We start from the raw sequence: 11,824 nt of genomic DNA, 5'->3' as shown, positions 1-11,824 counted from the left end.
TCCTTCCTGAGCTTTCCTCTGATCCGGCGTTGTTGTTACGTTGCCGGATCGATTCCTTTTTCTTCAAGCGCATCAACCGATTGCTGTTCGATTTCGCGCAGTTCATCCAGTGTGACGTCCAGTGCCTGACGCTGTTCTTCCAGGTCAGAAATCCGTTCCCGTACACGTCCCAGAAGCATCTTGATCTGCTCTGCCTGAGTTGGGTCTGCGCCATAAAGATCGAGATAATCCGCGATCTCTTTTAGGCTGAAGCCCAGTCGCTTGCCCCGCAAAATGAGGAGCAGCTTGGCGCGATCCTGTCGGGTGTAGACCCGGGTTGTGCCGGCACGCTGCGGGTTCAAGAGCCCCTTTTGCTCGTAAAACCGGATGGTACGCGGTGTGATGCCAAGATCGTCGGCCAGTTCGGGAACGGTATAAAACCGTTCGTCAACTTTGGTCATTATTCGCCCCTTATGGTATATATTTTTCACTTTACGTCAATTAGTTTACGTTAACGTCACTTAGATTTTTTCAGTGTGTGTAGCGTGACGCTAACGCATTGTAACTAAGCCGTATTTCCCTCTCTCTTTTGGCGTTCTTCCTCGACCAGTTCCTTCTTCGACAGTTTGCCGACCATGGTCTTGGGAAGTTCTTCGCGAATTTCGATTTCGCGCGGCATCTCGATTCTTGATATCTTGTCATCAAGAAATGCCCGCAGGTCTTCTGCCGTCACATCGGTCACGCCGTCTTTCAGGCGGACAAATGCCTTGGGCGCCTGCCCGCGATACTGGTCGGGCACCCCGATGCAGGTGACTTCGGCGATCTGGTCATGCAGATAAAGCGCTTCCTCGATCGCGCGCGGATAGACGTTGTAGCCGCTGCACAGGATCACGTCCTTGAGGCGGTCGACAAGAAATGTATAGCCGTCCTCATCCTGATAGCCGACATCGCCGGTGCGCAACCATCCATCAACAAAGGTCTCATTGGTGGCGGTGTCGTTCTGCCAATAGCCCGGCATGACTTGCGGGCCGCGAATGCAGACCTCGCCCTTTTCGCCAAGTGGCATTGGTTTTTCCGGACGATCCAGAGACCTGACTTCGATCTCGGTGCCGGGCAAGGGGCGGCCGATCGAGCCTTCCTTGTTCTCACCCTTCAGCGGGTTGCAGGTGCAAACCGGGCTTGCTTCCGACAGGCCGTATCCTTCCACGACCTTGGAGCCGGTGATTTCCTCAAACCGGTGTTTGACCTCTACCGGCAGCGGCGCGCCCCCCGAAATACAACAGCGGATGTGCGACAGATCGTATTTGAGTGTTTCCGGCGAATTGTTGATCGCCGTATAGATCGTCGGGACACCAGGGAAGATGGTGGCCTTTTTCTTGTCCAGCGCCTTGATCAGGGAATTCAGTTCAAAGCGTGGCTGCAACACCATTTCCGCACCGAGATTGACAGATGTGTTGAGTGCCACCGTCATGGCAAAGACATGGAAGAACGGCAAAACACAAAGTGTTACTTCCTGTCCCGGTTTGGCGTCAGGCATCCAGCGGGTCAGCTGATCAACATTGGCACTCAGATTGGCATGGGTCAGCATCGCGCCCTTGGGCCTTCCGGTCGTGCCGCCGGTATATTGCAAAACTGCCAGATCATGGACGTCGATATTGATCACACGATCAATCGGTTTGCATCCGATGACCCGTGAATAGGGGATGTGGCGCAGATCGGTCGGGACATCGGCCAGCTCACTGCGCTTGAACAGCGAAAACAGAACACTTTTGACCGGCGGCAGAATGTTGCTCATTTCGCACACAACAATCCGCTTCAGGCAAGTCTCATCCAGACAGGCCGCGACCTTGGGATAGATTTGTTTGAGGTTCAGCGTCACCATCAGGCGACAACCGGAATCTTCGATCTGATAGGCGATCTCGCGCTTGGCATAGAGCGGGTTGAAATTCACAACCACGCCGCCGCATTTCAGGATCGCGTAATAGCATACGACATAATAGGGCGTATTGGGCAGGCACAGCCCGACCTTGTCACCCTTGCGCACGCCAAGTTGTTTGAAGCCTTCGGCAGCGCGATCAATCTGCTCGGATATGGTCTTGTAATCATAAATCCGACCAAGGAAATCCAGGCACGGACGCAACGGGAACCGGGCAGCCGCATTGTCGAAGATTTCATGCACAGGACGCGTTTTGACGGGCGAACTGATATCAACGCCATCGCGCAGGATCGGGGATTCTTGAACGTTTACTTTGTTCACTTGCGTTAACTCCATTACGTTAACGTCACTTTGCGGGCAAAAAAAGGGAGCCCGATGCGAAGCGCTCAGCACCCCGCACCGGACAGCATAGCAGATCAGAACTTGAATTTCGCCTGCAGCGCGATGATGTCGACCTTGGCTTCATAGTCGGCGGCAAAGTTGCCGAGGTTGGTGGTCCCGTGATCAACCCGGGCATCATGTGCAAAAATGTGCGTGTATCCGAGTGTCACATCAGCCCAGCCTGCGGCCTTATATGTTGCACCGAGCGATACCCAGTAGCGGTTTGAATCCGGCAAGCGCACATTACGGTTGCGGGTTTTGATCGGGGTTTCGTCGTATGCCAAGCCACCTGTGAAGGCCCAGTTTTCATCATACTGGTATCGTGCACCAAGTGCTCCAAACCATGAAGAGCCCCAGTGGTAGTTCTCGGTTGTGCTGGAAGAAAGCGAACTGTGAATATTACCGTCGTAATTGAACACAAGGTCTTTGACCGAATTCCAGTTTGTCCACTGAAGATCACCCATCACGGTAAGTTTGTCGGTCAAGTCGTGTGAGGCGCCAAAAGCAATTGCTTCCGGCGTGGTGATCTTTGCTGTCGTTTTTCGGTCAATATAAGACAGATTCTTCGCAGCTTGGTCGAACTTAATATCGCCTTCGAGCTTGTGTTTAACCTCGGAATTGTATGCCAAACCAAAGCGGGTATCGTCGGTCATCTCCCAATTAAGGCCAGCCGTCCAGCCATAGCTGATATCATCGCCTTCGATGGTGGAGTTACCTTCTGCTTTGGGAGCGCCAATTCTGGGAACTGCTTTGCTCAGAGATGCTTCAAACCGCTGAATCTGAGGGCCAGCGCCAATGCTTAGGCCATTGTCGAAACGGTACGCAACAACAGGCTTGATATTAACTGTTTTGATTTTCGAGGTTGTGCCAAAGAAGCGGCCAGCAAAATCGGAGTCATTGTCGGTTACAAGGCCCCAAGGTGCCGTAATCGAAACACCAAGATTAAGGTTTTCATTTAGCTTCCAGACAGCATGCGCATTAGGAACAACGGCATCCTGTGCCATGTCCTTATAGCTTCCACCAGTTTGTGCAATTGTCGTCAGGTTGCCGTCAGTGGCGACGATACTTGTTGCTTTTGCAACTGGTCGGATAACTGTCAAACCCGCGCTATAGCTGGTTTCCTTGTATTGACCAACGGTACCCGGGTTGTAGGACATGGTAGATGCATCGGTGGACAGGGTGGTCATGCCGGCAAAGCTTGAACCCTGCAGGGTGCCGCTGGTTTCGCGGACCTGAAAGCCCGATGCGTGGGCTGTGCCAACGCTTGCAAGCGCGCATAGAAGTGCGGTACCCGAAGCTGCTCCCCAGAGGCAGCCCTTCTTGAAGTAGGACATCTGTTTCTCCCTTAATCTTTTATAACGCTTCAAATCCATGATTTAAAACGCCCGCTTTTATCGCTGAGGGTTTATCGCATCGACCCTGATAAAATCGATGTCGTAACCCTTTCTTTTAAAACTCGTTTTGAGCAATTTTCCGTCGGTGCCGTACCAGAGATCCCGTTCGACATCGCCAGACATTTCGTAATGGACTGCCGGTGTTTCCCGGCTTTCGACCATGACGGTTTCTTCACCGACCCTTTGTGTGTTGACGGTATAGGGTTCGGCATTGATGACGCTGAACAGGTCGGCTTTGCCAGTAACGTCCTCGTGCCACAAGGTCAGTGGCCAGGCCCCGTCACAGGCATCGCGTTTCCCGACACCCTTGCCAGCCAGCACATAGCAATCTGCGTCATAGCTTGCCTGCCAGGTGTAGTGTGTGCCGTCATCATTGGTGGTGGTTTCGACCGAGACCAGCTTTCCGTCCTGCCATTGTTCGGTCCGCTGATGGTCGTAGTGGAACTTCAAAAACAGTACCCGAACATCGGTCAGGGTTTCGATCTTGACGGTCTGGCCGGTTGCTGTCGGGGTGATTTCGACTTTTTCATAGCCAATCGGTTCCCCGTCCTTAAGAACGCGAAAGTTCAGTATTTCCGATCCTGATGCCTGCGAAGGTGCCGCAAACTGGATCGCAAATCCGGCAATCAGGGCCGACAGGCTGCCATTTTTGATGCGATTACGCATGTTTCCCCCATAAAACGGATCATCCCGACCGGTTAGTCGAGCATGGATGACAGCTTGGCTGCCACGCCCATCGAACCCTTGATCTTCAGTTTGCCCATGGTGAAGGCAAGCATCGGATCAAGCTTTCCGGCGATCAGTTTTTCGAGGTTGGCTTTCTTGATTTTAAGAATGCAATCGGCATCAGACAGGTCGTCGTCGCTGATTTCCGGTTCATCACCAGTGGCATCAACAACGATATGTCCATCATCGCCGCAATCAAAGGCGACGACAGCATTCAAACCGCGCAATTGCGGCAGTTTTTCTTTTACGGTTTCGAGGATGTCATCCACGAACGCCTCCCTCAGTCAGCTGGTATTCTTGTTTTGATTATGTCAGGACTGTAATACAAAGTGACGTTAACGTAAAACAAATAACGAATGCGAAACTCATTCGACGATTAAGACATTGAATTGCAATTATTTAAGATACGGTTCGGACCGAAAAATGCACAAAAAAAAAGCCCGGCAGGGCCGGGCTTCTTGCAGGATAAAACCTCAGATTGCATTGCGCCTGGCAGGTCTGTGATGTCAGGACACAATTTGCCAGGAACCATCAGCTTGACGGCATGCGGTGCCAAACGTTTTCTGCAGTTCCCCGCCGATATTGGCCGTTGCACTGTATTCCCGGCAATAGCGTCCTTCGGCATTTTGCCAGCTGTTCGTCGGCACAACATTGTAGCTGCGCCCCGAATCGGGGTTTTGCCAGCGAACATGTTGACCATCGGGCGCACGCTGCAAGGCATATCCGGTGCAGGCCAGATCACCCTGATCAAGGGTTTGACCAATCGAATAACCACTTAACATGCCAAGGATGGCACCACCGATCATGGCCGCATCCCGACCACTCCCCTTGCCGACAGTCGATCCAAGAACTGCACCGGTACCACCACCAATGATTGCACCAACCACATCACGGTTACAGCGCAGGAAGCCACCGTCAGAGACAAAAAGCTCATTGCCGTGACGGGTATAGTCACGTTTGTGGCCCTTATGCTGCTTGGCGCGATAGCCGTGGGCCGGTGCCCATGATGGCGGATCGGCTTTTGCTAGAGCCGGCGTTGCAAGCGGCATTGCGAGTGCAAGACCGGCTGCAAGAAGAATGACCCGCTTCATTATTCGCGGGCCTTTTCGTTTTCATGCATGATATAGCCGGCACCGGTGCCAACCGCACCACCAATCACAGCGCCGCAGGTGACGCAGCCACCGGTGATCACAGTTCCGACGGCGCCGACACCGGCACCAATGGCACCGCCGCTGAGCATTTTCTGGTCGCGGTCATTCAATCCACTGCACGCGGACAGTCCCAATGCACCGGCAACGACAAGAATTGTGGCTGTCTTTCGCATCTCTCGTATCCCTTCGTGTTTGCTCTTATTGCTTGGTCATTCAAGGACCTTTTTGAGGTAAGCGAGCATGGATAAGAAAACGGGAAGCAGTTTGACCGGAATAGTGGCTGTTTGAGGCAGTTATGTCGATAAAAAGGCAGCTCACTCGGCTTTCCGAAGCGGAAATCCGTGCTTTCGAGCGCCATCTGGGCATTTCAGGCCCGTTTATCCCTCAAAAGTGCCGCGAAGGAGCCGTTCTTTGGCAATCATGGCCGGTTTTCCGCGGGCAATGACGCTATCGGGGGCGAGCGCATCATCCAAAACAAGGATATCGGCATCATAACCAACCTTGATCTGACCTTTATGTGCGGCAAGTCCGAGCATCCGTGCCGGGTTGATCGTGATCGGGGCAAGGGCGGTTGCGATATCAAGCTTTTCGACCGTGATGAGATCGGCAAATTCGCGCGGGACGGTTTCAAATCCTGCGACAGAAAGCCCGATCATATTGCCATCGGCATCAAAATCCGGAAGCGACCCGTTGCCATCTGACGTCATGGAAATGCGATCAAGTGCGACCCCATCCGCCAGACATTCGGCGATGCTGGTTGATGTTTTACTTGCCCCTTTGGGATCGGGTTCGGCGTCAATACCGGTGGTGAAATCAATATTGCCACCGCGCTTGGCCCAGAGTTTGGCGGCATCAAGCAGGGCGCGTTTGCGGTTTACATGGGTCGGGATGAATTGACCGATCGGGATTTCGGTTTGATCAATCACCGCCAGCAACGGGTCAAAGTGACCGTCCCCATCGCCAAGATGAACAACCACCGACCCGGCCTTGCCCGATGTCATGCCGCCAATGCGTGATTTTGATGCGATGCGGGCCAGTTCGTCGATGGTGCTTTGGCTGCTGCGATGATCGGAAATTGCAGTTTTAAGGCCGATACAGGCATCCAGAAACGTCACGTCATCGCCGATATTACCGGTCAGGGTCGGGGAGGGCACGCGGTAGCCACCTGTAAAGAACCAGGCAGAAATGCCTTCGGTCCGAAGTGCTTTGGTCTTGGCATAAAGCGATGCGATGTGGCGGGTGGCGGCATCGGTGCCCAATAATCCGCAGACAGACGTAATACCGGCTTCGATCAGTTTGCCGACTGCGACTTCGGGCGTTCTGGTCGCAAAACCGCCTTCTCCACCACCGCCGATCAGATGCACATGCCCGTCGATAAAGCCCGGTACGGTCATCTTGCCACCAAGGTCGATGGTCTTGATTTCGGCTGGAACCGAAACGACCAGATCCGGGGCAATGGTGACGATTTTTTCGTCACAGATCAGGATATCGTTGATGCCAAGCAGGGTCGGGGCGAAGACGTTGGCATTCTTGAGAAGCAGAAACATGTTTTAAAACCGTATTTTACGAAAAGCAGCGTTCAGGTGGCGGGATGGCGCGGATGCGCATCATAGCGATAGTTCATTTCCGTTGAAACGGTTCTGGCAAGCAGATAGCTTTCGATAAAACCAAGCGGGAACCAAACCTGCGCCATCCAAAGGAAACGTCATGAGCTTCGCTGCCTGGTTGTCCGTTGCAACCATCTGTGTTCTTGGCGCAATGACACCGGGCCCCAGTCTGGCTGTTGTGTTGCGTTATTCCGTCGGTCATTCGCGTCAGGCCGGTTTTGCTTGTGCCTTGGCGCATGCGCTGGGGATCGGCTTTTATGCCGTGATCACCATGACCGGGCTTGGCATCCTGTTTCAGACGGTGCCGGTCTTTCACAACGCGGTCAGCATTCTTGGTGCGCTTTATCTGATCTGGCTTGCGATCAAGGCATGGCGCGGTGCCAAGGCAGGGGCGAAGTTTGATGTTGATGGGGCTGGTAAGGTATCGGGATCAATCCTGCAGGCCGCGCGCGACGGGTTCATGATCGCGTTTCTCAATCCCAAGATTGCGCTATTTTTCCTCGCCCTTTTCAGCCAGTTCGTTTCACCCGAGTTTGAATGGGCTGGCAAGTTCCTGCTGGCGATGACTGCAGCGGTGATTGACGGGGCGTGGTATTGCCTTGTGGCGGTCGGGCTTTCGCACGGGGCCGTTTTGCCGTGGTTGCGCGATCATGCCGCCTGGATCGAACGCATCATTGCGGTTCTGTTCGTACTGATCGCGTTTCGCGTATTGTGGGGTGTTGTCGCGCTTTAGGATGCGCAACGCCTGAACCTATACCTACCCAAAATTCTGATCGCGCCACCACCACCATCGCGACGTAACACGGATCACCCAGATGACTGACAAGACTGCCCCGAAAACGACCGCCACCGACACAGCATCAGCGGGAAAAAACACCGCGCCTGATGCCGGGCGTGGGTTCCATCATCTGGGCGCACATATCGGCTTTTTGCTCGCGATCCTGCTTCTGGCTGCGAACATGCGCGGCAGTATTGTCGGCTTGGGCCCGCTTGCGGAAATCATCGGTACGGATCTGTCGCTTTCAGGTACGCAGCTGGGCTTGCTTACAACCCTTCCGGTGCTGAGCTTTGGTGTGTTGTCGATGTTTGCCCCGCGCCTGGGTCAGAAATTCGGCCTTGAGGCCACACTTTTGACCATGCTGCTCTTCATTGCCATCGGGCAGGGGCTTCGGGCCAGTGGTGCCTATGACATCATGGTGGTCGGAACCATTATCCTTGGGGCGGCGATTGCGGTTCTGAACGTACTGACGCCATCGCTGGTGCGGCGCAGTTTCCCGACGCATGTGGCGTTGGTGACCGCGCTTTATACCTTTACCATGTCGAGCGGTGCGACGATTGCGGCATTCGTTTCGATCCCGATCCGAAATGCAGCTGACGGCGACTGGCGCTGGTCGCTGGGTGTTTGGGCAGTGTTTGCCGCCATTGCCTTTGTCTGCTGGCTGCCGATGCTGCGTTATCGCCATGTCGGTGCCGCGCCGAGCCCGGTTGCGCGGATTTCGCTTTGGAAAAATGTCGAAGCCTGGTGGTTGGCGCTGTTTTTTGGCTGCCAGTCACTGATGTTCTATACCGGCACCGCATGGGTTGCCAAAGTCTTCATCGATCACGGCATTTCCGAGGCCGAAGCGGCCACGCTGCTCACCCTGTTTAACGTATTTGGCATTCCGGCCGCCTTTGGTGCGCCACTGATCTATTCGAAAATCGCCAACAAGAAACTGGCGATGCTGGTGCTGCATATCCCGTTGATCATCGCCATTCCGGGCTTCATCTTTGCCACGACCGAGCTGCCTTATGTGTGGGCGGTATGCATGGGGCTTGGACAGGGCAGCATGATCAGTATTGCCCTGACCCTTGTCGGCATGCGCGGGGCCGATCCGCAAACATCTGCGCGTTTGTCCGGTATGGCGCAATCGGTGGGTTATCTGTTTGCCGCTATCGGCCCGGTTCTGTTCGGGGCATTGCATGATCTTTTGGGCGACTGGCAGGTCGCACTTTATTTCCTGTTTGTTGTGGTTGCGGTGCAGCTTTGTGCTTCGATGCGCGCCGGATCTGCCAAGAAGATTGGCGCGGATTAGGCAGAAGCAGCGCGATCTCGGCATCTTGCAGAATGCAGAAAGACACCACCGGTATTCGCTGGGGTGCCTTTTTTGGTGTGTGAACTTGATCACCACAACCTACGCATATTCCAAAATGAACTTGACTTGCATTCTCAACAAACATAAAGAGCTGCAAATCATTATTAATAACATTTCATCAGCAAGGAGTTTGCGATGCCCGACATCGCAGCAAAACCGGGGCATGCAGGAAAGTCCGAAACAGTGAAACAGATGCAGGTGCAGGAACTAATGGGCGATGACCGCGAAGTTATCATTGTTCATCAGGGGGAAGAATACAGACTGCGCCTGACATCGAATAACAAACTGATCCTGACCAAATAGGCGTTTATCGCCGTCTCACACCACACCATTTGCCAGCCAGCGCGCCAGTGCCCTGCACAAGCCAGCCAGCCAGCCGAAATCGGTACAAAGCTAAAGCTGCCTTACAGGGGAATCATTATGGTTCGAACCACTTCTGTGCGCCTTCTTCTGGCGACAGTTTCCACACTCGCACTCAATGTTGCCGCCCATGCCGAGCAACCGGCATCCGAGCCTGCCACAGACACCCGGACCACCGAAAGCCAAAGCACACCAGTTGCTGAAACGGCTGTTGTGCTTGATACGGTTACCGTAACAGCCAGCAAGTTGAAAACCACCGCAATTGATGCGCCCGCATCTATCTCCATTGTGGATGACGAAGAGCTTGATCGTTATCAACCTGAAAATCTTGGAGATATCCTGCGTAGCCTGCCGGGTGTGGATACATCCGGGGGGCCGCGCAGCACAGTTCAGATGCCGACCATTCGCGGTTTGACCGATGACCGTGTTGTGATCCGCGTGGATGGTGCGCGTTCTAATTTCAATTCCGGCCACAAAGGCGGGCTTTTCCTTGATCCCGAGGTTCTAAAAAAGGTGGAGGTTTTCCGTGGTCCGGCATCGACCATGCAGGGTACCGGTGCTCTTGGCGGGGTGCTGGCACTTCAAACCGTGACGGCCGAGGACATGCTGGAAGATGGGGAACGTGTCGGGGGACGTGTTAAATCAGGTTATGCGTCGGTTGATAGTGCAGTGACGCTTAATTCCATGGCCTATGCCAAGCCGACAAACGGATCAGATGTTCTTGTTTCGGTGTCGCACAAGAATAGTGGCAACTATGAAACCGGTGATGGCCTGAAAGAAGAATATACCGATGACAATTACATCAACGGTTTATTCAAGGGATCCATTGATGTTGGTGAAACCGGAAATTTGCATCTATCGTTGCAACGCTATGTGGATCACCACGTGATACCGGCATCGCCGGATAGTGCCATCGACTCCGATACGGTGATCGTCAAACGCAAGACACGTCAAACCACTGGTGTTCTTGGTTATGATTACTATTCTGCGAGCAGTGATCTGGTTGATGCCAAGGTCAATCTGTATGGCACGCATACAAATTTGCGCGAAAGTGCTTTAAGCGAAACACGATTGGATGAGCGCGACCTTGTCACCCTTGGTGCAGAAGGCAGCAATACTTCACGCTTTGAACTTGGTTCGACGAACCTTGCGGTAACGCTGGGTGGCGAAGTGTTTGAAGACAGTCAGGAAGGGCGCCGCAACGGGGAACCGACGACAGGGTTCTATCCAGATGCAGACATGCTGATTTCAGGTGTTTATCTGGACAACCAGTTTGATCTGACGGATGCGTTGCAGTTTACTGCCGGTGTTCGCTATGACAGTTTTGATTTGTCCTCAAGCTCCGGCAATAGCAGGACTGACTCTGCATTGTCTCCGCGTTTCTCTGCGAGTTACCGAGTGACAAACTGGTTGCAGCCATATGTTAGCTACGCGGAAGCTTTCAACGCCCCGTCGCTTAGCCAGCTTTATAATGACGGCGTGCACTATACTATTCCGGGTCCCACGCCAGACAACTACTTTGTACCTAATCCGAACCTTGATCCAGAGAAAGCACAGACTTGGGAGCTCGGTGCGAACTTCAAGGTTGATCAACTGCTAACCAGTCAAGATAGCTTGCGGGCCAAACTAGCTTTATTCCGCAATGAAGTTACTGATTATATCGAACAGACAGTTTCGAGTACGACAACAACCAGTAGCAACCTGCCGGAAGCCGAAATCAAGGGTTTTGAGGCAGACGTCAATTACGACAATGGTGTGGTCTTTGCCGGATTGGCAACATCCATACTGCGTGGTGAAAACAGCGAGACTGGCGAATACCTGTCCAACATTCAGGGTGATAAACTGAGCCTGTCGGGCGGGTATCGCTTGCTTGATTCCGCGCTTGAACTGGGTGGGCGTGCGACCATGGTTGCCGGTCAGGATCGTGTTCCTGACGATACCGCAAAGCGCGGTGGCTATACCCGTCTTGATCTGTTCGCCCGTTGGGATGCCAGCGATTATGTCGATGGCCTGCAGGTCAATGCCGGTATCGACAACCTGCTTGATCAGACTTATCGCACCAGCGATGCGATCATCTATGAGCCGGGTCGCAACTTCAAAATTTCCGCAAGCATGAAATTCTAATGTCACGAGATCAGACGATGCAGCACCTGCATCG

The 11,824-nt window shown here is 53.5% G+C and carries 12 protein-coding genes; 4 read left to right on the top strand and 8 right to left on the bottom strand.

Annotated features, from left to right (window positions below; all coding sequences use genetic code 11):
* Positions 1-35: 35 nt before the first annotated feature.
* The 8 genes from UF64_RS16990 to iadA all read right to left on the bottom strand — a co-directional run bounded on the left by UF64_RS16990 (position 36) and on the right by iadA (position 7,114).
* Entirely contained in the window at positions 36-440 is a 405-nt protein-coding gene (locus tag UF64_RS16990; protein WP_044829792.1) for a MerR family DNA-binding transcriptional regulator, read from the bottom strand.
* Positions 441-544: 104 nt separating this feature from the next.
* The gene (locus tag UF64_RS16985) at positions 545-2,236 is read right to left on the bottom strand and encodes a long-chain fatty acid--CoA ligase (protein ID WP_044829942.1); all 1,692 of its coding nucleotides are present in this window, start codon (positions 2,234-2,236) and stop codon (positions 545-547) included.
* 95 nt (positions 2,237-2,331) lie between these two features.
* The gene (locus UF64_RS16980) at positions 2,332-3,630 is read right to left on the bottom strand and encodes an OmpP1/FadL family transporter (protein ID WP_044829791.1); all 1,299 of its coding nucleotides are present in this window, start codon (positions 3,628-3,630) and stop codon (positions 2,332-2,334) included.
* Between the two features lie 57 nt (positions 3,631-3,687).
* Positions 3,688-4,356 carry a DUF6134 family protein gene (locus tag UF64_RS16975; protein WP_044829790.1) on the bottom strand — a complete coding sequence of 223 codons (669 nt, stop codon included), beginning with the start codon at positions 4,354-4,356 and terminating at the stop codon, positions 3,688-3,690.
* A gap of 32 nt (positions 4,357-4,388) precedes the next feature.
* Positions 4,389-4,685 (bottom strand): SCP2 sterol-binding domain-containing protein, encoded by a 297-nt coding sequence (locus UF64_RS16970; RefSeq protein ID WP_052657683.1) that lies wholly within the window; start codon positions 4,683-4,685, stop codon positions 4,389-4,391.
* A gap of 237 nt (positions 4,686-4,922) precedes the next feature.
* Positions 4,923-5,507 carry an RT0821/Lpp0805 family surface protein gene (locus UF64_RS16965; protein WP_235285125.1) on the bottom strand — a complete coding sequence of 195 codons (585 nt, stop codon included), beginning with the start codon at positions 5,505-5,507 and terminating at the stop codon, positions 4,923-4,925.
* On the bottom strand, positions 5,507-5,740 hold the full coding sequence (locus UF64_RS16960; protein WP_044829787.1) for a hypothetical protein: 234 nt from the start codon (positions 5,738-5,740) through the stop codon (positions 5,507-5,509). Before UF64_RS16960 ends, UF64_RS16965 begins: the two co-directional genes overlap by 1 nt.
* Before the next feature lie 204 nt (positions 5,741-5,944).
* Complete coding sequence (gene iadA / locus UF64_RS16955; RefSeq protein ID WP_044829786.1) at positions 5,945-7,114, bottom strand: beta-aspartyl-peptidase; 1,170 nt, start codon at positions 7,112-7,114, stop codon at positions 5,945-5,947.
* Between the two features lie 160 nt (positions 7,115-7,274).
* Here iadA and UF64_RS16950 point away from each other — a divergent pair, with 160 nt between their 5' ends.
* The 4 genes from UF64_RS16950 (at position 7,275) to UF64_RS16940 (ending at position 11,790) form a co-directional block, all read left to right on the top strand.
* Positions 7,275-7,907 carry a LysE family translocator gene (locus UF64_RS16950; RefSeq protein ID WP_044829785.1) on the top strand — a complete coding sequence of 211 codons (633 nt, stop codon included), beginning with the start codon at positions 7,275-7,277 and terminating at the stop codon, positions 7,905-7,907.
* 82 nt (positions 7,908-7,989) lie between these two features.
* Positions 7,990-9,246, top strand: a complete 1,257-nt coding sequence (locus tag UF64_RS16945; RefSeq protein ID WP_044829784.1) for an MFS transporter — start codon at positions 7,990-7,992, stop codon at positions 9,244-9,246.
* Positions 9,247-9,441: 195 nt separating this feature from the next.
* Complete coding sequence (gene hemP / locus UF64_RS21110) at positions 9,442-9,609, top strand: hemin uptake protein HemP (protein ID WP_082049848.1); 168 nt, start codon at positions 9,442-9,444, stop codon at positions 9,607-9,609.
* 117 nt (positions 9,610-9,726) lie between these two features.
* Positions 9,727-11,790: a TonB-dependent hemoglobin/transferrin/lactoferrin family receptor gene (locus UF64_RS16940; RefSeq protein WP_044829783.1), complete on the top strand. Its 2,064-nt coding sequence runs from the start codon at positions 9,727-9,729 to the stop codon at positions 11,788-11,790.
* The last annotated feature ends 34 nt before the right edge of the window (positions 11,791-11,824 follow it).

This window comes from Thalassospira sp. HJ (assembly GCF_000948415.1).
Classification (GTDB): Bacteria; Pseudomonadota; Alphaproteobacteria; order Rhodospirillales; family Thalassospiraceae; genus Thalassospira.
The sequence above is the reverse complement of the archived record's forward strand: the minus strand, read 5'-3'. Positions and strand labels throughout refer to the sequence as shown.